The organism is Pseudomonas sp. S37, from assembly GCF_016658545.1.
Taxonomy (GTDB): domain Bacteria; phylum Pseudomonadota; class Gammaproteobacteria; order Pseudomonadales; family Pseudomonadaceae; genus Aquipseudomonas.
Genome location: NZ_JACVZC010000096.1, coordinates 1 through 26,070, shown reverse-complemented (window position 1 = coordinate 26,070; position 26,070 = coordinate 1). Strand labels below are relative to the sequence as shown.

Genomic DNA, 26,070 nt, shown 5'->3' with positions numbered 1-26,070 from the left:
TACCCGCTACCCGTTGTCGGCGGGGCCTTGCGGCGCGATGGGCGGCGCAGCAGCCCCGGCAATATTGAGCCAGGCTCGAAATCCAGGGGCTGCTGCGCAGCCCATCGCGACACAAGGCCGCTCCTACATCGCCCGCATCGTCTTCAAGTCATGCACATAATTGTGGCCACGTTCCAACTCGTCGGGCATCGCTGTGAATAAGTATCTTCCTGAGCGATGCCAAATAGCGGCCAACATCCAGCAACCCCGTGGAATCGTGTAGAACCAGCAGAAATAGCAGGTTCACCTGTTTTTGCCCACGGAATCTGTTCGCCAAGGTGTGGATAAAGTGTTGGCGCATGGCTGGAAGGCATGATTGGCGCCGCTTGCAGATATTTGATCAAATAATGACCAGTCATTGGCGAGCTCGCTTGCAGTGCTGGGGCATCTGCTTGGAAAACTTTGCCCACAATCCCTGTTAGCCGGTCTGTGGATAATCTGTTCGGTAGAGGTTGTGAGCCCTGATAATAAAGGCTTACAGGGTTTTGAGCAAAAAATGATCAAATTCACCTGAAACCCTACTGATCCATGAGAATCAGGGTCTTGAGCGGCTTATCCACAACTGAATTGCCGGGGCATTCGCCTGTTGCCCACAAACTCTGTTGGTGTCTCTGTGGACAAGGTGTACGAACTTCGCTGTAGCCCAGCGATGACGCTGCCTTGGCCGTTATGATCAAATAATGATCGATGTACGGCCTGTTATTTTTGCCAGTATGAAAACTTTCAGACTCTCGTTAGCGTATCCACGAAATTGCCAAATTGTGGATAAGTCATGGCCAGGTGTTTGTTGGGCACTGATCAGCAGCATTCGCTTATGAGCGGCATTCCTTTTCAAGTGAATGCTTATTCACCCTATGGCCTCATGGCAGTTGCCGCTTTGCCGGGGCTGGCGTTCTGTGGTCAGTATCGTGATCCGCTGACGGGAGGCTATCCGTTGGGAAATGGCCGTCGCTTCTACAGCCCAACCCTGATGCGATTCATGGCACCTGACTCCCTGAGTCCGTTCTCCAGGGGAGGTATCAACGGGTACGTTTACTGTGGCGCTGACCCGGTGAACCGCCATGATCCAAGTGGTGCTTCCTGGGTAAGTGTTTTGCTCAGAGCCGTTGGCCTGACGTCTAGTGGCGCCACCTTGTTTGGTGCGACTGTGCGAACCATGAGGAATGTCGTGGGGCGTAGGGCTGCCACCCGGACAAGCACCGGTACCGCCACTCCCGTTTCACATCAAGATCTGCCCCATCTGTCGAGGGTATCAAATCAGCAGTTCGCCATGACGGGCGCGTTCGGTGTAGCCGGGCAAATAACTGCTGCTGCATACGGCGTTAACCCAACCATGCAAACACTTACGGATGTGTTTGCTGTTGGCAATACGGTCACCAACCTGAGCGGTGGTTCGATAGGGAACTTTGTAGCTGCGCGAGAAGTGTTCGGATACTTGCGAGATCATCCGAGAGAAATTGTGCCAGTGGCCTGGGAAACAATTCTGGACCTTACGATGGTGGACGAAATGTTGTCCGCAATAGGCAGGGGGTTCGAGGGAGCAGCACGGCGGGTAAGGTCGACCCGCCCCGCTGCACCTCACGATGTGCAGGTATAGCTTGCAGTACTGCTTACTGCGCTTGCACTTCCTTCAGATACGGCGCCGGTTCTGCCCCCAGGTTCTCCAGCACCCGCTGGCTGTACCAGTCAATGAAGTTAACCACGCCAAACTCATAGGTCTTCGAGTACGGCCCTGGCTGGTAAGCGGTAGAGTTGATCCCACGCTGGTTTTCTTCCGCCAAACGACGGTCCTGGTCGTTGGTGGCATCCCACACCTTGCGCATGCGCTCAGGGTCGTAATCCACGCCTTCCACGGCATCCTTGTGCACCAGCCACTTGGTAGTGACCATGGTCTCTTGAGCGCTGATCGGCCACACGGTGAAGACGATGATGTGGTCGCCCATGCAGTGGTTCCACGAGTGCGGCAGGTGCAGGATGCGCATCGAGCCCAGGTCCGGGTTCTTGATGCGGCCCATCAGCTTCTGGCAGGCCTGCTTGCCGTCCATGGTCATCGACACGGTGCCCTTGAGCAGCGGCATGCGCACGATGCGGTTACGCAGGCCGTGGCTCTTGTGCAGGTACGGGATCTTCTCGGCTTCCCAGGCGGCAGCGGAACTGGCCACGTGGTCCTTGAATTCCTGGCTGGCGCGAGGGTCGTTGGTGTCGTCCCATTCCAGCAGGGTTTGCAGCAGTTCCGGGTGCGAACCGGAGCAGTGGTAGCATTCGCGGTTGTTTTCCAGCACCAGCTTCCAGTTGGCCTTCTCCATCAAGGTGGTGTGCACCGCCACCTTGGTATTTTCCATGTCGTACGGTTCCATGTAGTGCTCGAGGGTGGCCAGGAACTCGTCGATGGCGGGTGGGTTTTCCGCCAGGCTGATGAAAATGTAGCCACCGGCAACCTTTACGTGCACCGGCTTCAGGCCGTACTCCTTCATGTCGAAGTCGGCGCCCATTTCGGTGCCGGCGAACAGCAGGCGGCCGTCCAGCTCGTAGGTCCACTGGTGGTAGTGGCAGACCAGCTTGGCCACCTTGCCCTTGTCGCTTACGCACAAGCGCGAGCCGCGGTGGCGGCAGACGTTGTGGAAGGCGTGCACTTTACCTTCGGCGCCACGCACCACCAGGATCGGGTTCTTGCCGATCTGCAGGGTGATGTAGTTGCCTTTCGCCGGAATTTCGCAAGTCATGCCGGCGATCAACCATTCTTTCTGGAAGATCTCCTGCATGTCGATCTGGAACAGACGCTCGTCGGTGTAGAAAGGCTGGGGCAGCGAGTAGGTGCGCTCGCGGGTCTGCAGCATCTCGGCGGTGGCCTTGCGTGCAGGTTCCAGTGGATCGCCCAGGCTCAGGGTTGCGGTGACGTCCATCGTGTATTCCTCGGGGCCGTGCGCGGCCGGCAAAAGGTGGCTAATCGTTGTTGTGGTGCCGCAAGGCTGCCTATCAAAAAGCAGCTAGTTGTTTTGCCGTGGAGTGTGCGTCCGAAGACGCCGCGAACCGTATCCATGGGCGACATGGCCGAATTGAATTACGACTCCGCAGCCCTTGTAGTGCGGGGCTGGTCGCGATAAGCACGCCGATGTCGCTGGCAGGAATGTACGACGCCCTCGGCTTGCGCATTATCCAAGCCATAAAAAGGGCCATAGTCGGCCGCTGGAGATGAACATGTCCGATACCTTCCTCAATCCGGTCACTACCCAGACCTGGGCCAACGGCCGCCACATCGTGCGCTGCGTCAAGGTCATCCAGGAGACCTGGGACGTGCGCACCTTCTGCTTCATGGCCGACCAGCCGATCATGTTCTTCTTCAAGCCAGGGCAGTTCGTTACCCTGGAGCTGGAGATCGAAGGCAAGCCGGTGATGCGCTCCTACACCATCTCCAGTTCGCCGTCGGTGCCATACAGCTTCTCGATCACCGTCAAGCGCGTGCCGGGCGGCCTGGTGTCGAACTTCCTGCACGACACCATGCACGAAGGCGCCGAGTTGCCGGTGCACGGCCCGGTGGGGCTGTTCAACGCCATCGACTTCCCGGCCGGCAAAACGCTGTACCTGTCAGGTGGCGTCGGTATTACCCCGGTGATGTCGATGGCGCGCTGGTTCTACGACACCAACGCCAATGTCGACATGGTGTTCGTACACAGCGCCCGTTCGCCGAAGGACATCATCTACCACCGCGAGCTGGAGCAGATGGCTTCGCGCATTCCCAACTTCAGCCTGCACATCATTTGCGAAAAGCATGGCCTGGGTGAGCCGTGGGCGGGTTACCGCGGTTACCTGAACCAGCGGCTGATGGAGCTGATTGCGCCGGACTACATGGAACGCACGGTGTTCTGCTGCGGCCCGACGCCGTACATGACCGCAGTCAAGCGCATGCTCGAAGCAGTCGGCTTCGACATGAAGAACTACCACGAGGAATCGTTCGGCGCCACGCCGCCAGAGGCCAAGGCCGACGCGGTGGAGCACGCCGAGCAGGCCGCCGATGCGCCGGAAGTGGATGCCTCGGACCTCAATCTGGTGGAGTTCATCGGCAGCGAGAAGAGCATCCGCGTCGCCCCGGGCGAGACCGTGCACGCGGCGGCGGCCAAGGTGGGCCTGATGATCCCGAAAGCCTGCGGTATGGGCATTTGCGGGACGTGCAAGGTGCTCAAGCTGGGTGGCGAAGTGGAGATGGAGCACAACGGCGGCATTACTGAAGAGGACGAAGCCGAAGGCTATATCCTGTCGTGCTGCAGTGTGCCGAAAGGGGATGTGCGGATCGATTACTGATCCGAAACTGCAGAGGGCTGCTTTGCAGCCCATCGCGACACAAGGCCGCTCAGGAGATCGCGGTCCCCTGTAGGAGCGGCCTTGTGTCGCGATGGGCCGCAAAGCGGCCCCGGCTTTTTCAAGTGCGGAACCGGGCTACCAAGCCATTGAGGTCCACGGCAAGGCGCGACAACTCAGCACTCGCCGCACTGGTCTGATGCGCCCCTGTAGCACTCTGCACCGAAAGATCATTGATGTTCACCAGGTTGCGATCCACTTCCCGCGCCACCTGCGCCTGCTCTTCCGCCGCGCTGGCAATCACCAGGTTGCGCTCGTTGATCTGCGCCACCGCCCCGGCAATGGTATCCAGTGCCATGCCGGCACCCCGGGCGATATTCAGCGTCGACTCGGCACGCTCGGTGCTGGTGCGCATCGACTCCACGGCCTCTTCCGTTCCGCCCTGAATGCTACCGATCATGCGCTCGATCTCGCTGGTCGACTGCTGGGTGCGGTGAGCCAGCGCCCTTACTTCATCGGCCACCACGGCAAACCCACGGCCCGCTTCACCGGCACGTGCCGCTTCGATCGCCGCGTTCAGTGCCAGCAGGTTGGTCTGGTCTGCCAGGCCACGGATTACATCCAGCACCTTGCCGATATCACGCGACTGCTCGGCCAGGTGGGTAATCAGCTTGGCGGTAGCCTGCACATCACCGCTCATGCGCTCGATGGCGCCAACGGTTTCCATCACCAGGTCACGGCCGTCGCCGGTCGAGCGGCTGGCTTCACTGGATGCTTCGGACGTGCTCACGGCATTCCGCGCCACTTCTTCCACTGCACTGGTCATTTCCGTCACGGCGGTGGCGGCCTGTTCGATTTCGTTGTTCTGCTGTTGCAGGCCGCGGGCGCTTTCGTCGGTAACGGCATTCAACTCTTCCGCCGCCGAGGCCAGCTGGGTGGCGGAGCCGGCGATCTGTTGCAAGGTGTCGCGCAGCTTGTCCTGCATGCGGGCCATGGCGCGCAACAGGCGGGCAGCTTCATCGGTGCCTTCGGCGCGGATGACGTGAGTCAGGTCACCGTCGGCGACCTGCTCGGCGCTCTTCAGCGCGTCCTCAATCGGCTTGACGATGCTGCGGGTCAGCAGGAAGGCGCAGACGAAGGTCAGCACGGTAGCCGCGATCAGCAGGCCGATCACCAGGGCGAAGGCGGCGGCGTACTGGTTGGCGGCTTTTTCGTTGGTGGCGCGTGTCTGGTCGGTGTTGATGCGGACCAGGGTGTCCATGACCTTGTTGACTTGCTCGGAATTGGCCAGCAGGTCGCGGTTGAGCAGGTCGCGCAGTTCATCGACGCGGTCGGCCTGGCTCAGGCTGCGCATGCGCGACTCCAGTTGGCGGTACTGGCTGAGCAACTGGCCGTACTGGTCGAACGCGGCCTGCTCGTCGGCGGCGCCGATCATCGGCAGGTAGGCTTGGCGGGCGCGGTCGATCTGGGCGTTGCGCTGGTCCAGCAGGTTCAGGGTATCGCGCTGGGTTTCCGGTTCGCGGTTGAGCAGCAGGCGGTAGGAGAGGGTGCGCATGCGCAGGTTCAGCGCGGTGAGTTCGTCGAGGATCTTGATGCTCGGCACGCTGACCTGCTCGATGGCTACGCCAGCCTGGCGGATGTTGCCCATCTGTACCAGCGAGAAGATGCCGAGGCCGAGCATCAGCAAACCGATCAGCGCGAAGCCAAGTAGCGCGCGCGGGGCGATATTCATGTTGCGTAGAGACATGGAGGAAGGGATCCAGGCAAGGGGAAAAAGCGTGCGCCAAATGCGCCGAAATGGGACTTGCCGGGCTATCGGTCGTGACTGCGCAGTCTTGAGCGCGACCTGTAAAAATTGTGAGGTAGCTAACCTTTTCCTGACCGGCGGTTGACCCAGGTCGGAACAAGGGGGTGGTTCCTCTGTCAATCTGCGGGTTAGAAACCTTATGAATCCGATATTTAATGGCGATAGGGCGCAGTTTTCTTTATCGTGTGCGCCCCTCGCAACAACCTGAGATAGACCCCATGCTGGAAGCTTCCCTGAATCAAATCGAGCAACTGGTCAGCGACCTGATGCAGAAAAACGCTCAACTCACCGAGCAGAACACCGCCCTTGGCCAGGAGCTGGCCCAGGCCAAGGAAGAGAACGAAACCCTGCAGCTGTCGCTGATGGAGCAGGAAGAGAAGAACGGCGCTACCGCCGCACGCATCCAGGCCCTGGTTGAGCGTGCCAGCGCGGGCGTTGTCGGCGCATGAGACTGCCAGAGCAGCCGATCAATGTCGTGTCGATTCTCGGCATCGACTATTCGATCAAGGCGCCCGAAGGCCAGGAAGAAACCCTGGCCCAGGCGGTACGGATGCTCAACACTGCCCTGAACGAAACCAAGCGTCAGTACCCGACCCTGATCGGTGACAAGCTGCTGGTGCTGGCTGCCCTCAACCTTTGCTCCAGGCAGGTTGAGCTGCAGAAAGAACACCAGCAGACGCTGGCGCGCACCCAGGCGCAGATCGACGCTACCGTGGATGCCATCGTTCGGACCATTGCAGAGTCCTGATCGATTGCTGGGGCTGCAAAGCAGCCCCAAAGGTCCAACTCATTGTCCCAGGTCACTGGATAAACTGGATACGCAAGTGTATACACTTCTCGCAAAACAATAATGTTGCGGGGGGAGTAGGGCATGGGTATCTGGCGCAAGAGCATCCAGTGGCAATTGATCACCAGCATGGGTGCCGCCCTGCTGGCGAGCATTCTGGTGGTGGTCATCATCTTCACCCTGGCGCTCAACCGCCTCACCGAGCGCTACCTGGTCGACACTGCCCTGCCGGCCAGCATCGAAGCCATCCGTAACGAGATCGAGCGCATGCTCGGCCAGCCTCTGGTCGCCGCAGCGGACATTGCCGGCAACACCCTGCTGCGCGACTGGCTTGCCGCCGGTGAAGATCCCGCCCAAGCCCCGCCATTTCTCGAATACCTGACGGCTGCCAAACAGCGCAACCGGGCCTTCACTACCTTGTTTGTCTCGACCGAAACCGGCCATTACTACAACGAGAACGGCCTGGACCGTACCCTCAGCCGCAGCAACCCCAAGGACACCTGGTTCTACGGTTACATCGACAGCGGTGCCGAGCGGCTCGTCAATATCGATATTGATGGTGCCACCGGTGAGCTGGCGCTGTTCATCGACTACCGCGTGGAAAAAAATGGCCAACTGGTCGGCGTGGCCGGCATGGGCCTGCTGATGACCGAACTGTCGAAACTGATCCACGACTTCAGCTTCGGCGAGCATGGCAAGGTATTGCTGGTGCGTAACGATGGCCTGATCCAGGTACACCCGGACGCAGCGTTCAGTGGCAAGCGCCAGCTTGCCGAACAGCTTGGCGAGCAAGCTGCCAAGGCGGTGATGAGCGGTGGCGAAAGCCTGCGCAGCAGCCGCTTCGAGCGTGACGGCGAACGCTATCTGGCACTAGGCCTGCCTTTGCGCGATCTCAACTGGACCCTGGTAGCTGAGGTGCCAGAGGCGGAGATTTACGCACAAATGCATCAGGCGGTATGGCTGACCAGCCTGATCGGTGGTGCTGTGGCCCTGGTGTCGTTGCTGCTGGTGGTGGTGCTGGCGCGCGGTCTGGTACGGCCAATCCGTCGCGTGACCGCTGCACTGGTGCAGATTGGCAGCGGCGCAGGTGACCTCAGCCATCGCCTGGATGATTCGCGCCAAGATGAACTGGGCGACCTGGCGCGTGGTTTCAACCGCTTCCTCGACAGCCAGCGCCGGCTGATTGGCGAGGTACTGCAAACCTCCGAACGGCTGCACCTGGCCGTGGAGCAGGTGACCCAGGTGGTGGACAACACCGCCGAGCGCTCCGGGCGCCAGCAGGAGATGACCGAGATGGTCGCCACCGCCGTCCACGAGATGGGCCTGACCGTGCAGGACATTGCCCGCAATGCCGGCGATGCGGCGCAGGCTTCGCAGTCGGCGCGGGATGAGGCGTTGCAGGCGCGTGAAGTCGTACAGCGCTCGATCCGCGGTATCGAGGGTATGTCGGGCGACATTGGCAAAGCAGCCGATGCGGTCAGCCAGTTGGCCGATGAAGTTGCCTCGATCGATGAAGTTCTGGCGGTAATCCGCAGTATTTCCGAGCAGACCAACCTGCTGGCGCTGAATGCTGCCATCGAAGCTGCGCGCGCAGGCGAGATGGGCCGTGGGTTTGCCGTGGTGGCCGATGAAGTGCGCACCTTGGCCCGGCGCACGCAGTTGTCCACGGATGAAGTGCAGCAGATGATCCAGCGCCTGAAGCAAGGTGCCGGTTCGGCGGTGAGTTCGATGCAGGCGGGGCAGCAGGCGACTGGCAGTGGTGTGGAGTCTAGTCAGCGCACCGGGGCATCGTTGGGGGCGATTACTGACCAGGTGGAACACATCAGCGACATGAACCATCAGGTGGCGACGGCGACTGAGGAGCAGTCGGCGGTGACCGACGAGATCAACCGTACGGTGCAGGGGATTTCCGATTTGGCGCGGGAGACGGCGGCCGAGGTGCAAGGGTGCCGGGAAGAGTGCCAGGCGTTGCGAGGCCTGGCGGATGACCTGGCGCGGCAGATGGGTGGGTTCAGGCTTTAGATGGCCGGGGCCGCTGTGCGGCCCTTTCGCGACACAAGGCCGCTCCTACAAGGGACCGCGTTGCCGGCCTGGTAATGCGGTCACTTGTAGGAGCGGCCTTGTGTCGCGAAAGGAGGGCAAAGCCCTCCCGGCAATCTGTCAGGCGTTGATGATGCTGCGGATATCCGCCGCCAGCTCCCGCACCCGCTCTTCCTCGGTATCCCACGAGCACATGAACCGCGCCCCACCGCTACCAATGAAGGTATAGAACCGCCAGCCCTTGCCCCGCAGCGCTTCAATGGCCTGCTCCGGCATCTGCAGGAACACCCCGTTGGCCTCCACCGGGAACATCAGCTGTACCCCCGGCAAATCACTCACCAACGACGCCAACAACTGCGCGCAATGGTTGGCGTGGTTGCCATGGCGCAACCAGGCGCCATCTTCCAGCAGGCCTACCCATGGCGCCGACAGGAAGCGCATTTTCGAAGCCAGTTGCCCGGCCTGCTTGCAGCGGTAGTCGAAGTCTTCGGCCAGCTGGCGATTGAAGAACAGGATCGCCTCACCCACCGCCATGCCGTTCTTGGTACCGCCAAAGCACAGCACATCGACGCCGGCCTTCCAGGTGAGCTCGGCCGGGCTGCAACCGAGGAACGCGCAGGCATTGGTAAAGCGCGCGCCGTCCATGTGCAGGTTCAGGCCCAGCTCCTTGCAGGTGGCGCTGATCGCCTTCAGCTCGTCGGGGCGGTAGACAGTGCCCACTTCAGTGGCCTGGGTAAGGGTGACGACGCGCGGCTTGGGGTAGTGAATGTCCTGGCGCTTGAGCGCCACTTCGCGGATGGATTCGGGGGTCAGCTTGCCATTGACGCTGGGCGCGGTCAGCAGCTTGGAACCGTTGGAAAAGAACTCCGGCGCGCCGCATTCGTCGGTTTCGACGTGGGCGGTTTCGGAGCAGATCACGCTGTGGTAGCTCTGGCACAGCGAGGCCAGGGCCAGGGAGTTGGCGGCGGTGCCGTTGAAGGCGAAGAACACCTCGCAGTCGGTTTCGAACAGGTTGCGGAAATACTCCGAGGCCCGTTCGGTCCACTGGTCGTCGCCGTAGGCGCGGTCGTGGCCGTGGTTGGCCTTCTCCATCGCCGCCCAGGCTTCGGGGCAGATGCCGGAATAGTTGTCGCTGGCGAATTGTTGGCTCTTATCTGTCATGACACTACTGTCCTGTGAACGACGCAGATCAGCACTCTAAACCATCGATTCGGCGGTTGCCTATACAACCGCTGCATAAGCTGGTTTCAGGGGTGTCTGGGCTGGCCTCTTCGCGGGTGAACCCGCTCCTACAGGGATATCACAAGCCTTCAGAGCACCGCCGTACCTGTGGGAGCGGGTTCACCCGCGAAAGGGCCGGCACAAGCAGCAAACAACGAATGTCGTAAACGCGCCATTGCAAGGCGTGCGCAGGCATCTGACCCGCCCCGCCCAGTCATAACATCGCCACAAAGGGCCACAGTGCCCCACGACAAAAAACGATCGCTGCCGGGAGATACACGATGTTCAGCAAGCAAGACCAAATCCAGGGTTACGACGATGCACTGCTGGCGGCGATGAATGCCGAAGAACAGCGCCAGGAAGACCACATCGAGCTGATCGCCTCGGAAAACTACACCTCCAAGCGCGTGATGCAGGCCCAAGGCAGCGGCCTGACCAACAAATACGCCGAAGGCTACCCAGGCAAGCGCTACTACGGCGGCTGCGAGCACGTCGACAAGGTAGAAGCCCTGGCCATCGAGCGCGCCAAGCAGCTGTTCGGTGCCGACTACGCCAACGTCCAGCCGCACTCCGGTTCGTCGGCCAACGGCGCTGTTTACCTGGCCCTGCTGCAAGCCGGTGACACCATCCTCGGCATGAGCCTGGCCCACGGCGGCCACCTGACCCACGGCGCCAAGGTGTCGTCCTCGGGCAAGCTGTACAACGCTGTGCAGTACGGCATCGACACCAACACCGGCCTGATCGACTACGACGAAGTCGAGCGCCTGGCGGTCGAGCACAAGCCGAAAATGATCGTTGCCGGTTTCTCGGCCTACTCCAAAACCCTCGACTTCCCACGCTTCCGCGCCATCGCCGACAAGGTCGGTGCGCTGCTGTTCGTCGACATGGCCCACGTTGCCGGCCTGGTTGCCGCTGGCCTGTACCCGAACCCGATCCCGTTCGCCGACGTGGTCACCACCACCACCCACAAGACCCTGCGCGGTCCACGTGGTGGCCTGATCCTGGCCAAGTCCAACGAAGAGATCGAGAAGAAGCTCAACGCTGCGGTATTCCCGGGCGCCCAGGGCGGCCCGCTGATGCACGTGATCGCCGCCAAGGCGGTGTGCTTCAAGGAAGCGCTGGAGCCTGGCTTCAAGGCTTACCAGCAACAAGTGATCGAAAACGCCCAGGCCATGGCCCAGGTGTTCATCGACCGTGGCTACGACGTGGTCTCCGGCGGTACCGACAACCACCTGTTCCTGGTCAGCCTGATTCGCCAGGGCCTGACCGGTAAAGATGCCGACGCCGCCCTGGGCCGCGCGCACATCACCGTCAACAAGAACGCCGTGCCGAACGACCCACAGTCGCCGTTCGTCACCTCGGGCCTGCGCATCGGCACCCCGGCCGTCACCACCCGCGGCTTCAAGGTCGCTCAGTGCGTGGCCCTGGCCGGCTGGATCTGCGACATCCTCGACAACCTCGGTGACGCTGACGTCGAAGCCGATGTGGCGAAGAACGTCGCGGCCCTGTGCGCTGATTTCCCTGTTTACCGCTGAGTGGAGTAAACGACCATGCAACGCTACTCGGGCTTCGGCCTTTTCAAGCACTCCCTCAGCCACCACGAAAATTGGCAGCGCATGTGGCGCACGCCAACCCCTAAAAAGGTTTACGACGTGGTTATCGTCGGCGGTGGCGGCCATGGCCTGGCCACGGCCTACTACCTGGCCAAAGAACACGGCATCACCAACGTTGCCGTGATCGAAAAAGGCTACCTGGGCGGCGGCAACACTGCCCGTAACACCACCATCGTGCGTTCCAACTACCTGTGGGACGAGTCGGCGCACCTGTACGAGCACGCCATGAAGCTGTGGGAGGGCCTGTCCCAGGACCTCAACTACAACGTGATGTTCTCCCAGCGCGGCGTCTACAACCTGTGCCACACCCTGCAGGACATGCGTGACTCCGAGCGCCGGGTCAGTGCCAACCGCCTGAACGGCGTGGATGGCGAGCTGCTGAACACCGCCCAGGTTGCGGCCGAAATCCCGTACCTGGACTGCTCGAAGAACACCCGCTACCCGATCCTCGGCGCTACCGTACAGCGCCGTGGCGGCGTGGCCCGCCACGATGCCGTGGCCTGGGGCTTTGCCCGTGCCGCCGACGCCTTGGGCGTGGACCTGATCCAGCAGACCGAAGTGATCGGTTTCCGCAAGGAAAACGGCGCGGTCATCGGTGTGGAAACCAACAAAGGCTTCATCGGCGCCAAGCGCGTCGGCGTGGTCACCGCCGGTAACTCCGGGCACATGGCCAAGCTGGCCGGCTTCCGCCTGCCGCTGGAATCGCACCCGCTGCAAGCGCTGGTATCCGAGCCGATCAAGCCGATCATCGACAGCGTGATCATGTCCAACGCCGTACACGGCTACATCAGCCAGTCCGACAAGGGCGACCTGGTGATCGGTGCCGGTATCGACGGCTGGGTCGGCTACGGCCAGCGCGGTTCGTACCCGGTGATCGAGCATACCCTGCAGGCCATCGTCGAAATGTTCCCGAACCTCTCGCGTGTGCGCATGAACCGCCAGTGGGGCGGCATTGTGGACACCTCGCCGGACGCCTGCCCGATCATCACCAAGACCCCGGTCAAGAACATGTTCTTCAACTGCGGTTGGGGTACGGGCGGATTCAAGGCGACCCCGGGTTCGGGCAACGTCTTCGCCGCGAGCCTGGCCAAGGGCGAAATGCACCCACTGGCCGCGCCGTTCTCCATGGACCGTTTCTACAACGGCGCACTGATCGACGAACACGGCGCCGCCGCCGTCGCCCACTAACCGGAGACACCGTCATGTTGCATATTTTCTGTCCCCACTGCGGCGAGCTGCGCTCCGAAGAAGAGTTCCACGCCTCTGGCCAGGCGCACATCGCCCGCCCGCTGGACCCTGCCGCCTGCTCCGACGAGGAGTGGGGTACCTACATGTTCTACCGTGACAACCCGCGCGGTATTCACCACGAACTGTGGGACCACGTTGCCGGCTGCCGCCAGTACTTCAACGTCACCCGCAACACCGTGACCTACGAGATTCTGGAAACCTACAAGATTGGCCAGAAGCCGCAAGTGACCGCTGATGGCAAAGCTGCGACCGCACCGTCCGCCGTCAAAGGCCAAGGGGAAAAAGTATGAGCCAGACCTATCGCCTCGCCAGCGGCGGCCGTATCGACCGCAGCAAGGTCCTGAACTTCACCTTCAACGGCAAGACCTACCAGGGTTATGCCGGTGACAGCCTGGCCGCCGCGTTGCTGGCCAACGGCGTCGACATCGTCGGCCGCAGCTTCAAGTACTCGCGCCCACGCGGCATCATCGCCGCCGGTACCGAAGAGCCGAACGCCATCCTGCAGATCGGCTCCAGCGAAGCCACCCAGATCCCCAACGTGCGTGCTACTCAACAAGCGCTGTACGCAGGGCTTGTAGCCACCAGCACCAACGGCTGGCCGAACGTCAACAACGACGTCATGGGCATCCTTGGCAAGGTGGGCGGCAGCATGATGCCGCCGGGCTTCTACTACAAAACCTTCATGTACCCGAAATCGTTCTGGATGACTTACGAGAAGTACATCCGCAAGGCAGCCGGCCTGGGCCGCGCGCCGCTGCAGAACGACCCGGACAGCTACGACTACATGAACCAGCACTGCGACGTGCTGATTGTCGGTGCCGGCCCTGCTGGCCTGGCTGCCGCACTGGCTGCTGCGCGCAGCGGTGCCCGCGTGATCCTGGCTGACGAGCAGGAAGAGTTTGGCGGCAGCCTGCTCGACACCCGCGAAACCCTTGACGGCAAGCCTGCCGCCGACTGGGTCAACGCCGTGGTCAAAGAGCTGGAAGGCCTGCCGGAAGTGACCCTGCTGCCACGCGCCACGGTCAACGGCTACCACGACCATAACTTCCTGACCATTCACGAGCGCCTCACCGACCACCTCGGCGACCGCGCACCGATCGGCCAGGTTCGTCACCGCGTGCACCGCGTGCGCGCCAAGCGCGTGGTGCTGGCTGCCGGTGCCCACGAGCGCCCGCTGGTGTACGGCAACAACGACGTGCCGGGCAACATGCTGGCCGGCGCGGTTTCCACCTACGTGCGCCGCTACGGCGTGGCCCCGGGCCGCAAGCTGGTGCTGTCGACCAACAACGACCACGCCTACCGCGCCGCGCTGGACTGGCACGACGCCGGCCTGCAAGTGGTCGCCATTGCCGACGCCCGCCACAACCCACGTGGCTCGCTGGTTGAAGAAGCGCGTGCCAAAGGCATCCGCATCCTCACCTCCAGCGCCGTGGTCGAGGCCAAAGGCAGCAAGCACGTCACCGGCGCCCGCGTGGCAGCTATCGATGTGCAGGCACACAAGGTCACCAGCCCTGGTGAAACCCTCGAGTGCGACCTGATCGCCACCTCGGGCGGCTACAGCCCGATCGTTCACCTGGCCTCGCACCTGGGCGGTCGCCCGGTATGGCGTGACGACATCCTCGGTTTCGTGCCTGGCGATGCCCCGCAAAAACGCGAGTGCGTGGGTGGTATCAACGGCGTCTACGCCCTGGGCGATGTGATTGCCGATGGTTTCGAAGGCGGCGTTCGCGCAGCCACCGAAGCCGGTTTCAAGGCCACCGTTGGCACCCTGCCGAAAACCGTTGCGCGCAAGGAAGAGGCCACCGTGGCACTGTTCCAGGTGCCGCATGACAAGGGCACCAAAGGGCCGAAGCAGTTCGTCGACCAGCAGAACGACGTGACCGCCGCCGGTATCGAGCTGGCCACCCGTGAAGGCTTCGAGTCGGTCGAGCACGTCAAGCGCTACACCGCGCTGGGCTTCGGTACCGACCAGGGCAAACTGGGCAACATCAACGGCCTGGCCATCGCCGCCCGTTCGATCGGCATCACCATCCCGGAAATGGGCACCACCATGTTCCGCCCCAACTACACGCCGGTTACCTTCGGCGCAGTAGCGGGCCGCCACTGTGGTCACCTGTTCGAACCTGTGCGCTTCACCGCCCTGCATGCCTGGCACGTGAAGAACGGCGCCGAGTTCGAAGATGTCGGCCAGTGGAAGCGCCCTTGGTACTTCCCGAAAGCCGGTGAAGACATCCATGCTGCCGTGGCCCGCGAATGCAAGGCCGTGCGTGACAGCGTGGGCCTGCTGGACGCCTCGACCCTGGGCAAGATCGACATCCAGGGCCCGGACGCGCGCGAGTTCCTCAACCGCATCTACACCAACGCCTGGACCAAGCTCGACGTGGGCAAGGCCCGCTACGGCCTGATGTGCAAGGAAGACGGCATGGTCTTCGACGACGGCGTAACCGCCTGCGTCGGCGACAACCACTTCATCATGACCACCACGACCGGCGGCGCCGCCCGTGTGCTGCAGTGGATGGAGCTGTACCACCAGACCGAATGGCCGGAACTGAAGGTTTATTTCACCTCGGTCACCGACCACTGGGCCACCATGACCCTGTCCGGCCCCAACAGCCGCAAGCTGCTCAGCGAGCTGACCGACATCGACATGGACAAGGAAGCCTTCCCGTTCATGACCTGGAAGGAAGGCAACGTTGGCGGCGTACCTGCCCGCGTGTTCCGCATCTCCTTCACCGGCGAACTGTCGTACGAAGTCAACGTGCAGGCCAACTACGCCATGGGCGTACTGGAACAGATCATCGAGGCGGGCAAGAAGTACAACCTGACCCCGTATGGCACCGAGACCATGCACGTACTGCGTGCCGAGAAGGGCTTCATCATCGTTGGCCAGGATACCGATGGCTCGATGAACCCGGACGACCTGAACATGAGCTGGTGCGTGGGCCGCAACAAGCCGTTCTCGTGGATCGGCCTGCGTGGCATGAACCGCGAAGACTGCGTGCGCGAGAACCGCAAGCAGCTGGTAGGCCTGAAGCCGGTCGACCCGACCAAATGGCTGCCGGAAGGCGCCCAGCTGGTGTTCGACCCGAAGCAGCCGATCCCGATGGACATGGTGGGCCACGTGACCTCCAGCTACGCGTCCAACTCGCTGGGCTACTCGTTCGCCATGGGCGTGGTCAAAGGCGGCCTCAAGCGCATGGGCGAGCGTGTGTACTCGCCGCAGGCGGATGGCAGCGTGATCGAGGCGGAAATCGTGTCTTCGGTGTTCTTCGATCCGAAGGGTGAGCGGCAGAACGTTTGAGGCTTCACCGGTAGCACTGGCTGAAATGCGGTCCTTGTAGGAGCGGGTTCACCCGCGAAGAGGGCGGTGGACCCACCATCGCATTCGCGGCGGTTCGACGCCTCGATAAACCCGCTCCTACAATGGATCTCTACAACCAGTGCTTACAGGTTCTACCTCAGGTCTTCGCGATCAACAGAATTCAAGGCAGGTAAGAAATGAGCGCTATCAACGTCTTCCAGCAAAACCCCGGCGCCGAGGCCAAGGCCCAGTCGCCACTGCACCACGCCGACCTGGCCAGCCTGGTTGGCAAAGGCCGCAAGAACGCAGGCGTAACCCTGCGTGAACGCAAGTTCCTCGGCCACCTGACCATCCGTGGCGATGGCCACAACCCGGACTTCGCCGCCGGCGTGCACAAGGCCCTGGGCCTGGAGCTGCCGGTTGCCCTGACCGTGGTCGCCAACAACGACATGTCGCTGCAATGGGTCGGCCCCGATGAGTGGCTGCTGATCGTGCCCGGCGGCCAGGAACTGGCGGTCGAGCAAAAGTTGCGTGCGGCCCTTGAAGGCCAGCACATTCAGGTGGTCAACGTCAGCGGCGGGCAGAGCCTGCTGGAACTGCGCGGCCCGAACGTGCGCGAAGTGCTGATGAAATCCACCAGCTATGATGTTCACCCAAACAACTTCCCGGTCGGCAAGGCAGTCGGCACCGTGTTCGCCAAGTCGCAACTGGTAATCCGCCGTACCGCCGAAGACACCTGGGAACTGGTGATCCGCCGCAGCTTCTCCGACTACTGGTGGCTGTGGCTGCAGGACGCTTCGGCCGAATACGGCCTGAGCATCGAGGCCTAAGGAGAGCAGAACATGAGTCGGGCACCGGATACCTGGATTCTCACCGCCGACTGCCCGAGCATGCTCGGCACCGTCGACGTGGTGACGCGTTACCTCTTCGAGCAGCGCTGCTACGTGACGGAGCACCACTCCTTCGATGACCGGCAGTCGGGGCGTTTCTTCATTCGTGTGGAGTTCCGCCAGCCGGACGATTTCGACGAAGCCGGCTTCCGTGCCGGCCTTGCCGAGCGCAGCGAAGCGTTCGGCATGGCCTTCGAGCTGACCGCCCCTAATCACCGCCCGAAAGTGGTGATCATGGTGTCCAAGGCCGACCATTGCCTGAACGACCTGCTGTATCGCCAGCGCATTGGCCAGCTGGGCATGGACGTGGTGGCGGTGGTGTCCAACCACCCAGACCTCGAGCCGCTGGCGCAGTGGCACAAGATCCCTTACTACCACTTTGCTCTCGACCCCAAGGACAAGCCGGGGCAAGAGCGCAAAGTGCTGCAAGTGATCGAGGAAACCGGCGCCGAGTTGGTGATTCTTGCGCGCTACATGCAGGTGCTGTCGCCGGAGCTTTGCCGCCGCCTGGATGGCTGGGCGATCAACATTCACCACTCGTTGTTGCCAGGGTTCAAAGGCGCCAAGCCTTATCACCAGGCGTACAACAAGGGCGTGAAGATGGTCGGTGCCACGGCGCACTACATCAACAACGACCTGGATGAAGGGCCGATCATTGCCCAGGGCGTCGAGGTGGTGGACCACAGCCATTACCCGGAAGATCTGATTGCCAAGGGGCGGGATATCGAGTGCCTGACCCTGGCGCGGGCGGTGGGGTATCACATCGAGCGGCGGGTGTTCCTCAACGCCAACCGGACTGTGGTGCTCTGATTGTTCAGGGGCTCTTATGCAGCCCCTTCGTCGCACTCTCATGAGTATGCGTCACTAAGTTCCGACTCCGTTTTCTACCGCCTGATTTCCTGACCGCGGTTTGGAGGCCACTGTGTAGGCCTGTTTTGAGGTTGCCGTGACTCCCGGAGCAGTGCATGCATATTGGCAGCTGACTGTTGCCGGCGCGGTCTATCGGAAGAGTTACGAGGAACGGAGTTCTGACGGAACCAGCCAAAGAATGGCTGCACGGGGCGTGCACCTTGGTTGGGCGATGCGTTTGATGGCTGGCCGAGAATTGGCGACTGGCCGGCTGGCCTCTCCACTGGAGCGTTGCTGGCGTTGTTTATGACAGGCGGAGGGTTGGAGCGAGGTAGAGGAGCAGGCGGTGGTGGTTGCACTGGCTGTCTATTGTCGAGAGCAACGGGTATTGCAACCGGATTGGGCTCATTACGTCGCGGTTGGGGCCTCTGTGGTACATCAAGCACCACAGGTAGGATAGTTTCCTTAAAGGCGTAAAGAGGCCCTCCCGCCTCTCCAGTGGGGTCCGTTAAGTTGATTGGGTCGTCGTTGCAGTAGGCATAGGGGTTGATCCCACCCTCCTCAAATGGACTGTATCTGTCGGGTGAGCTGAAGCGTTGAAGTCCCGAATGGTACGCGCGATAGCCTTGGCCTAACAGGTAAAAGCCTGTGAGCGGCTCTCTGGGTTGTTGGCAGAAGCCCAGCATCGACTCTTTTTCATTTCCAACCGCATCGTAGCCGAAGGCCGAATAGTTGAATGCCCTGGTGTGATCGCCCGTATCGAGAAACAACACGGACCCCTGTCGATCTGTACCAAGCAAGCTAGCATTGCCTGCGCTGAGCTCGGCGATAGGGCAATTTTGCGTACGCATCAGCGTCCGCGACAAAGCGCCGCTCAACTGAAGATGCAGTACCTGATGCTGATAGAAGCAAAGTCGTTGCTTGATCGGCTGCATGGCGCACATCCTGTTTCTCCGTAGTGGAATCATTGTTCCTGAAGGCGCATGAAACCGTTACTGGCAGAATTGACAGGTCAGTCCTGTAGTTTAAGCGCTGCATGGCATCCGCTCCCTTGGGGGCTTTGGCCCCTGACGCCCACTGGCAAGTCGCTGTCGCTTACAGTCAGTGCACCCGGCCCCATCCGGCCCACAATTCCCCTCATTCCAGAAACACATGCCGCCCACGGATGGCGGCGCGTTCAACCACCGCTGCATAAATAAAAATCAAGCGAGGTAAGAGCATGTCTGGCAATCGTGGAGTGGTATATCTCGGCGCCGGCAAGGTCGAGGTGCAGAAGATCGACTACCCGAAAATGCAGGACCCACGCGGCAAGAAGATCGAGCACGGCGTGATCCTGAAGGTGGTCTCCACCAACATCTGCGGCTCCGACCAGCACATGGTCCGCGGCCGCACCACCGCTCAGGTCGGCCTGGTCCTGGGCCACGAAATTACCGGTGAAATCGTCGAGAAGGGCAGCGACGTCGAGCGCATGCAGATCGGCGACCTGGTTTCGGTACCGTTCAACGTCGCCTGCGGCCGTTGCCGCTCGTGCAAAGAGATGCACACCGGTGTCTGCCTTACCGTCAACCCGGCCCGCGCCGGCGGTGCCTACGGCTACGTCGACATGGGCGACTGGACCGGCGGCCAGGCCGAATACGTGCTGGTGCCATACGCCGACTTCAACCTGCTGAAACTGCCCGAGCGCGACAAGGCCATGGAGAAAATCCGTGACCTGACCTGCCTGTCCGACATCCTGCCAACCGGCTACCACGGCGCCGTGACCGCTGGCGTAGGCCCAGGCAGCACCGTTTACGTCGCGGGTGCCGGCCCGGTCGGCCTGGCTGCCGCTGCCTCGGCACGCCTGCTGGGTGCCGCCTGCGTCATCGTGGGTGACCTGAACCCGGCCCGCCTGGCTCACGCCAAATCGCAGGGCTTCGAAGTGGTCGACCTGTCCAAGGACACCCCGCTGCACGAGCAGATCGTCGATATCCTCGGCGAGCCGGAAGTGGACTGTGCCGTCGACGCCGTAGGCTTCGAGGCCCGCGGCCATGGCCACGAAGGTGCCAAGCACGAGGCCCCGGCCACCGTGCTGAACTCGCTGATGCAGGTAACTCGCGTAGCCGGCAGCATCGGCATCCCAGGCCTGTATGTGACCGAAGACCCGGGCGCGGTGGACGCCGCCGCCAAGATCGGCGCGCTGAGCATTCGCTTCGGCCTGGGCTGGGCCAAGTCGCACAGCTTCCACACCGGCCAGACCCCGACCATGAAGTACAACCGCCAGCTGATGCAGGCGATCATGTGGGATCGCATCAACATTGCCGAAGTGGTGGGTGTGCAGGTGATCAACCTGGATCAGGCGCCGGAAGGGTATGGCGAGTTCGATGCAGGTGTGCCGAAGAAGTTTGTGATTGACCCGCACAAGATGTGGGGTGCGGCGTAATCAGCGTCGAATGAAAGAGCCCCTCGAACCGAGGGGCTTTTTATTTGGAATGTGTCATATGGGTGCGAATGGATCATGGTATCGATGACCAACGTCACTGGATCTGATGGTTGTGGCTACGAAGTAGGGTAGATCGTTAGTGGACGCTTCAGGTGTCACGTCTGGTCCGGATGAATCAGAGTCGTAGCTGGTTGTGCTGGCGCTCCTGGAGCGCTGGCTGAGCGCCGCCGAAACCGACGCAGAGCCTGAAACCTCATGCAAATCCGGTGTTCGCTGTATTGATGCGATGCGCAAAGTGGGTTTATCGACAGGTGCTTGGCGTGCCTGAGAGGAAGGTGTCATCTCTATTTTGCCCTTGGTTCCGGTGATGCGCCCTCGCATTGCCTTGAGGTTATTGCGGAATATGACTCGCTTGACCAACAAGGGGAAGCTGATACGGCCGCTCGGATCAGTTCGGTTGACGGGGTCGCCCAAACAGTAAACGTAGGCATTGAGTCCCCCCGCGCCAAAGGGGCTGAGCATATCTGAAGCGTTGAAGCGCATGGTGCAGGGATTGTAGTTTCGATAGCCCTTGCCCAGTGGATAATCCTTGCTCAGCGGAGCAATCCGCTCGCCATTGAACCCCAGTAAAGTTCTACGTGAGGGGAGGCCTTGGTCATTACCGTATGCTGCAAAAGCATGGGATTCCTTTTCGTCAGCATCCTGTACTGTGAGCACCGATCCTTTATTGTCAGTGGCCAGCAAGCCGACAGATTCGTTGATACTTGTTCGGCGTTCTGCGAGAGGCAGTGCACCGTTTCGTAAGATGGCGCGATGTTGGTCGCCCTGTTTCACGGTGACGAGATGGTCGCTCCGGTGGAAGAAAAGCAAGTTGTTTGGTGCTTTGCTCATGATTCAGGTCCCTGCGGCGCTGGGTAAGTGCAGATTGCTTGAAGCCCATTCTGAACAGCCGCAGGGATTTTGAAACTGGCAGACATGACAGGTGCTACGGTGCTGGACCTGATCTGCTCGAAGGCAAGTTTGCCACGACCTTGTGGCCTGCGCAGGCTCTCGTAGGAGCGCCCCGGCAAGGCCGCTCCTACAGCTGACCGCGTTAACCGGCCAAGCTATACAAGGCTCAGCGCATCATCCCCAACTCCGCATCATCCATCAGCGCCTTGGCCAACGCGCTCAAATAATGCGAGGCCCAAAGCAACTGCGGCTTGTTGTCCATCAACCCGTCAATGGTCATGTCCCGCACATATCCCATCAACTCCGAAGCCTGGTCACGGGCATCCTGGCACGGAATGCCGGGGGCAATGCAGAACAGCGGGTGAGTCTTGTTCTCCCCCTGGTAAAACATGGTCTTGCCAACGGTGGTGTTGGGTTCTCTTACGTCTGTTGTCATTGTTCTATCCCCTTGAAATTGGCTGTGCCTGCCCCGGCCTCTTCGCGGGCACGCCCGCTCCCACAGGATTGCGCTGCTTTCAGCTCCGGCGCAGTACCTGTGGGAGCGGGCGTGCCCGCGAAGAGGCCGAACAGACAACACATCAACTAAGCCTTATGCAGCACCCGCCGCTCAGCCGGCGTCTGTACCTGCTGGGCGTATTTCGTGGCCTGGAGTCTCGCTTTCAAGGAGATGGAGATTGTTGGATTGATCAAGAAAAATGTTCAGCATGGTGTAACCCTCAATTTGCGATGAGGCCACCGCTGTTTGCTGTCAAACAAAAGGGTGGCAGCTGTGCAGTGGGTTGACAGACCGGTCAAATTGAGGGAACCCGGCGCATCCGAAGATGCCCCACGCACAGCCGCCATGCATGGCAAAAGCCATAGCTTTCAATTTGAGTCGGCCTGTCAAAGCCGGTCGCTGATTTCGCAACGACCGCCCGAGACTAGGGCCCAACCCAGATCATCGCAATGGCTTAAGCAGCTTGGGACTGTAATTCAGAAACGTCCTACGGGTAAGCGGAAAAATCTGAAGTCTGCAGCTGTATGCAGGTAGGCACGCGACTGTTCGAGACTCAAGTACAACCCAGAACAACGCAATCGCTTGGAGGAGATAGGGAATATGTTTGGGGAATGGATTACAGATTGAGGGGGGCTGCCGCATAAATTTTTAGTTGCGTATAGGGCGTGAAAATGATACAGCCCCTCGACATAAGGGGCTGTCTATATATGCCACTAGCCACTAAAAATGTGCTGACCTATACTTTATGCGAGCGTATAGCTGCAATTGTTCTCTCCATTTCGGCTGAATTCAGTCTATTGATAAATTTTGTGATGACCGGTGCTGAGAAACGGACAATATTTTGACTTCGGCTAGTTATTTCGTAATCAGTCATATGCAAGCGATCAAGCTGGCGTTGTGTGAATCCTGATTGATCAGAAGGCGCATTTGGCAGAGATCCAGTGGCTGCGGGTGCCATAACTTTAGGCGAGCGAGAGCTGGCAGGCGGCTGTACAGGTCTACTTATGTTTACGAAGCCGTCGTTTGGCGCGCTAAAGGGGGGGCTAATTGGGGGATAGAGGCCGGATTTATAGCTTATTAAATCAAGTTTGTTAGCATCATTAATTATGCTTAAGGTATTTGCGAGGTATTCTGGCTCGAAAGGTCCATATTTTTTGAATCTTTCTAGAAGTCTATGTCGTTGGTCTTGAATGATTTTAAAGTTTAAATTGCGTTTTTTTTGTTTGTAGTTGTATTGTCTATTTCTATGGGCGACTTTGATTTTTGCAGAGAAGTGTCCGGTACGATCAATGTTGTTTATAGGGTCGCAAGTACAGTAACAATACGAGTTTAAGCCACCCAAATAAAAGGGGCTTAAATTATCTGGGGAGTTAAATCGCATCGTTAATAGGTTGAATAGCCTATAGCCGCTCCCTAGCAGGTAGCACTTACTTATCGTGTCGTACTGTTCACCATTGAACCCCGCAAGATTCTTTGCTGTCAAAGTTATCGGGTCGTACCCATAGGGTGAATAGCTGTGATTTTCGCGATGGCTTGGATGCTCAGCCATAATCGGGGATTCACTCAGGCTTGTGGCCAACAACGCTTGCCCTGAATCCGTATCGTTTTCGCCCAGCAGAACGCCGTTCGCTCGGAAGATGCCACGATTGTTATCCCCGGTTTTGATTGTGTTGATCCTTCCACTACTAAAGAAGAACTGAGTGCTACCCACTTTGGTTTTCATGCGTTTCTCCTGCCATGCGTGTGTTCTCTCGGTACTCAGCACTAACCAAGCGTCTGACAGCATGAGTGGGAGGCACGGAAGTCCGCTACTGGCAAAAATGATAGGCACGGTGGGACGCTCCGCAGCGTTTTGGTTCCAAATACCGATATCGAGTAGGAACAATCACCACATTATCCAGTCAAACCCCTCGTTTCCCAGGCCATCCCGGCCAACCGAGGTCCCTCCCGATGAAAGCATTCACCCTGGCAACCCTGATGACCCTGGCCGCAAGCCCGGTGTTCGCCTTCAACCTCAGCGATGCCGCCAACGCCGTATCCGCCATGCAGAACCAGAAGCAACAAGGCCAGGTGCAGGCACCCGAAGCCCAAGCCAACCTGCTCAACACCCTGGGCAGCGAATTGAAGATCACCCCCGAACAGGCCGTGGGCGGCGCAGGGGCGATGTTGGGGTTGGCGCGTAACAACCTCAGCAGCGACGACTATGGCCAGCTGACCAAGGCAGTGCCAGGGCTGGACCTGCTGGCTGGCGCCAATGCGCTGGGTGGCTTGAGCGGGTTGGGTGATTTGCTGGGCAAGAACAGCGAGAACCCGTCGGCGTTGAACAATGCGCTGGGTGGCAATGTGGAGAACCGCAGCGACCTGGACAATGCGTTCAAGGCGCTGGGCATGGATACCGGGATGATCGGTCAGTTTGCGCCGTTGTTGTTGCAGTACCTGGGGCAGCAGGGGATTGCTGGGTCGTTGTTGCAGAACCTGGGGAGCTTGTGGACTACGCCGGTGTCGGCGCCATTGGCTCAGCCTTCGGTCTGAAGGTTTTATAGGGGCAGTACCGGCGCTATCGCCGGCAAGCCAGCGTGTGTCAAGGTTGGCGCTGTACTTGTAGGAGCGGCCTTGTGTCGCGAAAGGGCCGCAAAGCGGCCCCAGGATTTCAGCGTTATTGCAGAGATTGCTGGGGCCGCTTTGCGGCCCTTTCGCGACACAAGGCCGCTCCTACAAGGGCCCGCGTAGGCCATGAGATTGGTGCATCCCACCAAGACAGAATCGCGTTGGGTCAGGCGGCTTCGGTGAAGTCCACCAGACGCACCGGGCGGCGGAAGCCGGCGGTGAGCACCGCCAGGTAGGCCAGGCCCAGGGCAAACCAGCACAGGCCAATCACCAAGGTCAGCGCTGACAGGCTGGTCCACAGCCACAGGGTCAGCGCCAACCCCACCAGCGGCACCAGGCCATAGCACAGCAGCCCCTTGAGGTTACGCTGGGCGCCATCATCCATCAGGTGGGTCTTCACCACCGCCAGGTTCACCGCCGAAAACGCCACCAGCGCACCAAAGCTGATCAGCGAGGCGAGGGTGGCCAGGTCGATCACCAACGCCAGCAGCGAAAACGCCGACACCAGTGCAATGGCGAACACCGGCGTGCCAAACCGCGGCGACAGGTAGCCGAAAGTGCGCCGCGGCAGCACCTTGTCACGGCCCATGGTGAACAGGATGCGCGACACCGCCGCCTGCGAGGCCAGCGCCGAACCCAGGCTGCCGGCCACATACGCAGCGGTGAAGAAGTTGGCCAGGAACTGCCCGCCCGCCTTGAACATCACCTCGTTGGCCGCTGCATCAGCATTGGCGAAGGTGCTGCCCGGCAAGACCAGCTGGCTGACGTAGGCCAGCACGGTGAACAGCACACCGGCGAACAGCGTGGTAAGGATGATCGCCCTTGGCACGTCGCGGCGGGCATCGCGGCATTCTTCGGCAAGGGTAGAGACAGCATCGAAGCCGAGGAACGACAGGCACAACACTGCCGCCCCGGCCATGATCGGGCCGAAGCCAGGCTGCGAGCCATCGCCCAGCAGCGGCGACAGCAGGTCGAGCGGCTGGCCGGCCAGCGACTGGCAGGACAGCGCGACGAATACCACGATAAACACGATCTGCGCGCCGACGATCAGGTTGCTGGTCTTGGCCACCGAGTGGATGCCGACCACATTGAGCACGGTCACCAGGGCGATCGAGGCCAGGGCGATGGACCAGGCCGGGATGGCCGGGAAGGCGATATTGAGGAACAAGCTGATCAGCAGGTAGTTGATCATCGGCAGGAACAGGTAATCCAGCAGCAGCGACCAACCAGCGAGGAAGCCGACGTTGGGGCCGAAGGCCATGTTGGTGTAGGAGTATGCCGAGCCTGCGACCGGGAAGCGCTTGACCATGAAGCTGTAGGACGCGGCGGTGAACAGCATGGCCACCAGCGTGACCATGTAGGCGCCAGCGGTGCGGCCGCCAGTGAGTTCGGTGACGATGCCGTAGGTGGTGAAGATGGTCAGCGGGACCATGTACACCAGGCCGAAAAACACCAGGGCGGGCAGGCCGAGGACACGGCGGAGCTGGGCGGGGGTGGAGCTGGGTG

Annotated in this window: 22 protein-coding genes and 2 pseudogenes; 14 read left to right on the top strand and 10 right to left on the bottom strand. The window is 60.7% G+C overall.

What is annotated here, in order from left to right:
- Nucleotides 1-143 precede the first annotated feature (143 nt).
- Nucleotides 144-398 (bottom strand): hypothetical protein, encoded by a 255-nt coding sequence (locus IAE39_RS22450; protein ID WP_201206644.1) that lies wholly within the window; start codon nt 396-398, stop codon nt 144-146.
- Between the two features lie 428 nt (nt 399-826).
- On the opposite strand from IAE39_RS22450, the gene IAE39_RS22445 reads away from it, so the two are divergent.
- Nucleotides 827-1,636: an RHS repeat-associated core domain-containing protein gene (locus tag IAE39_RS22445; RefSeq protein ID WP_236548769.1), complete on the top strand. Its 810-nt coding sequence runs from the start codon at nt 827-829 to the stop codon at nt 1,634-1,636.
- Nucleotides 1,637-1,649: 13 nt separating this feature from the next.
- Here IAE39_RS22445 and gbcA read toward each other — a convergent pair whose 3' ends face one another.
- Entirely contained in the window at nt 1,650-2,942 is a 1,293-nt protein-coding gene (gene gbcA, locus IAE39_RS22440) for a glycine-betaine demethylase subunit GbcA (RefSeq protein ID WP_201206640.1), read from the bottom strand.
- Between the two features lie 295 nt (nt 2,943-3,237).
- On the opposite strand from gbcA, the gene gbcB reads away from it, so the two are divergent.
- Nucleotides 3,238-4,338, top strand: coding sequence for a glycine-betaine demethylase subunit GbcB (gene gbcB, locus IAE39_RS22435; RefSeq protein ID WP_201206638.1), 1,101 nt, complete (start codon nt 3,238-3,240; stop codon nt 4,336-4,338).
- Nucleotides 4,339-4,456: 118 nt separating this feature from the next.
- Here the strand turns inward: gbcB and IAE39_RS30170 are convergent, their stop codons facing one another.
- Nucleotides 4,457-5,320, bottom strand: coding sequence for a methyl-accepting chemotaxis protein (locus IAE39_RS30170; RefSeq protein ID WP_406669825.1), 864 nt, complete (start codon nt 5,318-5,320; stop codon nt 4,457-4,459).
- Nucleotides 5,312-6,067: pseudogene (locus IAE39_RS30165) on the bottom strand (MCP four helix bundle domain-containing protein); the annotation flags it as partial. The pseudogene IAE39_RS30165 and the gene IAE39_RS30170, both read right to left, overlap by 9 nt.
- Nucleotides 6,068-6,360: 293 nt before the next feature.
- Here IAE39_RS30165 and IAE39_RS22425 point away from each other — a divergent pair.
- From IAE39_RS22425 to IAE39_RS30155, 4 genes and pseudogenes are all read left to right on the top strand, one after another.
- Complete coding sequence (locus IAE39_RS22425; protein WP_012270115.1) at nt 6,361-6,591, top strand: hypothetical protein; 231 nt, start codon at nt 6,361-6,363, stop codon at nt 6,589-6,591.
- Entirely contained in the window at nt 6,588-6,890 is a 303-nt protein-coding gene (locus tag IAE39_RS22420; protein WP_201206634.1) for a cell division protein ZapA, read from the top strand. Before IAE39_RS22425 ends, IAE39_RS22420 begins: the two co-directional genes overlap by 4 nt.
- Nucleotides 6,891-7,013: 123 nt before the next feature.
- Nucleotides 7,014-8,087 (top strand): annotated as a pseudogene (locus IAE39_RS30160) (HAMP domain-containing protein); the annotation flags it as partial.
- Between the two features lie 126 nt (nt 8,088-8,213).
- On the top strand, nt 8,214-8,951 hold the full coding sequence (locus IAE39_RS30155) for a methyl-accepting chemotaxis protein (RefSeq protein WP_442968457.1): 738 nt from the start codon (nt 8,214-8,216) through the stop codon (nt 8,949-8,951).
- Nucleotides 8,952-9,089: 138 nt separating this feature from the next.
- Here IAE39_RS30155 and IAE39_RS22410 read toward each other — a convergent pair whose 3' ends face one another.
- Nucleotides 9,090-10,130, bottom strand: a complete 1,041-nt coding sequence (locus tag IAE39_RS22410) for a threonine aldolase family protein (protein WP_201206630.1) — start codon at nt 10,128-10,130, stop codon at nt 9,090-9,092.
- 341 nt (nt 10,131-10,471) lie between these two features.
- Between IAE39_RS22410 and IAE39_RS22405 the strand changes: the two genes are divergently transcribed.
- The 6 genes from IAE39_RS22405 (at nt 10,472) to purU (ending at nt 18,052) form a co-directional block, all read left to right on the top strand.
- Nucleotides 10,472-11,725 (top strand): serine hydroxymethyltransferase, encoded by a 1,254-nt coding sequence (locus tag IAE39_RS22405; protein ID WP_003255681.1) that lies wholly within the window; start codon nt 10,472-10,474, stop codon nt 11,723-11,725.
- Nucleotides 11,726-11,740: 15 nt separating this feature from the next.
- On the top strand, nt 11,741-12,991 hold the full coding sequence (locus IAE39_RS22400) for a sarcosine oxidase subunit beta family protein (protein ID WP_003255680.1): 1,251 nt from the start codon (nt 11,741-11,743) through the stop codon (nt 12,989-12,991).
- A gap of 14 nt (nt 12,992-13,005) precedes the next feature.
- Nucleotides 13,006-13,341, top strand: a complete 336-nt coding sequence (locus IAE39_RS22395; protein ID WP_060512214.1) for a sarcosine oxidase subunit delta — start codon at nt 13,006-13,008, stop codon at nt 13,339-13,341.
- Nucleotides 13,338-16,352, top strand: a complete 3,015-nt coding sequence (locus IAE39_RS22390) for a sarcosine oxidase subunit alpha (protein ID WP_201206628.1) — start codon at nt 13,338-13,340, stop codon at nt 16,350-16,352. The genes IAE39_RS22395 and IAE39_RS22390 overlap by 4 nt, the downstream gene beginning before the upstream one ends.
- A 197-nt stretch (nt 16,353-16,549) precedes the next feature.
- Nucleotides 16,550-17,182, top strand: a complete 633-nt coding sequence (locus IAE39_RS22385; RefSeq protein WP_201206626.1) for a sarcosine oxidase subunit gamma — start codon at nt 16,550-16,552, stop codon at nt 17,180-17,182.
- 12 nt (nt 17,183-17,194) lie between these two features.
- On the top strand, nt 17,195-18,052 hold the full coding sequence (gene purU / locus IAE39_RS22380) for a formyltetrahydrofolate deformylase (RefSeq protein WP_016714526.1): 858 nt from the start codon (nt 17,195-17,197) through the stop codon (nt 18,050-18,052).
- A gap of 74 nt (nt 18,053-18,126) precedes the next feature.
- On the opposite strand, the gene IAE39_RS30150 is transcribed toward purU, so the two are convergent.
- Nucleotides 18,127-18,942, bottom strand: coding sequence for an RHS repeat-associated core domain-containing protein (locus tag IAE39_RS30150; RefSeq protein WP_442968456.1), 816 nt, complete (start codon nt 18,940-18,942; stop codon nt 18,127-18,129).
- A gap of 368 nt (nt 18,943-19,310) precedes the next feature.
- Here IAE39_RS30150 and fdhA point away from each other — a divergent pair, with 368 nt between their 5' ends.
- Nucleotides 19,311-20,510, top strand: a complete 1,200-nt coding sequence (gene fdhA / locus IAE39_RS22370; RefSeq protein WP_012270123.1) for a formaldehyde dehydrogenase, glutathione-independent — start codon at nt 19,311-19,313, stop codon at nt 20,508-20,510.
- Between the two features lie 54 nt (nt 20,511-20,564).
- Here the strand turns inward: fdhA and IAE39_RS22365 are convergent, their stop codons facing one another.
- From IAE39_RS22365 to IAE39_RS22355, 3 genes are all read right to left on the bottom strand, one after another.
- Nucleotides 20,565-21,401: an RHS repeat-associated core domain-containing protein gene (locus tag IAE39_RS22365; protein WP_201206623.1), complete on the bottom strand. Its 837-nt coding sequence runs from the start codon at nt 21,399-21,401 to the stop codon at nt 20,565-20,567.
- A 226-nt stretch (nt 21,402-21,627) separates the two neighbouring features.
- Nucleotides 21,628-21,897 (bottom strand): DUF3077 domain-containing protein, encoded by a 270-nt coding sequence (locus IAE39_RS22360; RefSeq protein WP_201206621.1) that lies wholly within the window; start codon nt 21,895-21,897, stop codon nt 21,628-21,630.
- Nucleotides 21,898-22,693: 796 nt separating this feature from the next.
- On the bottom strand, nt 22,694-23,680 hold the full coding sequence (locus tag IAE39_RS22355; RefSeq protein ID WP_236548768.1) for an RHS repeat-associated core domain-containing protein: 987 nt from the start codon (nt 23,678-23,680) through the stop codon (nt 22,694-22,696).
- A 227-nt stretch (nt 23,681-23,907) separates the two neighbouring features.
- Here IAE39_RS22355 and IAE39_RS22350 point away from each other — a divergent pair, with 227 nt between their 5' ends.
- On the top strand, nt 23,908-24,489 hold the full coding sequence (locus IAE39_RS22350; protein ID WP_201206619.1) for a DUF2780 domain-containing protein: 582 nt from the start codon (nt 23,908-23,910) through the stop codon (nt 24,487-24,489).
- Between the two features lie 241 nt (nt 24,490-24,730).
- Here IAE39_RS22350 and IAE39_RS22345 read toward each other — a convergent pair.
- Nucleotides 24,731-26,070 (bottom strand): APC family permease (locus IAE39_RS22345; protein WP_201206617.1); only part of this gene is annotated, 1,340 nt, incomplete at its 5' end.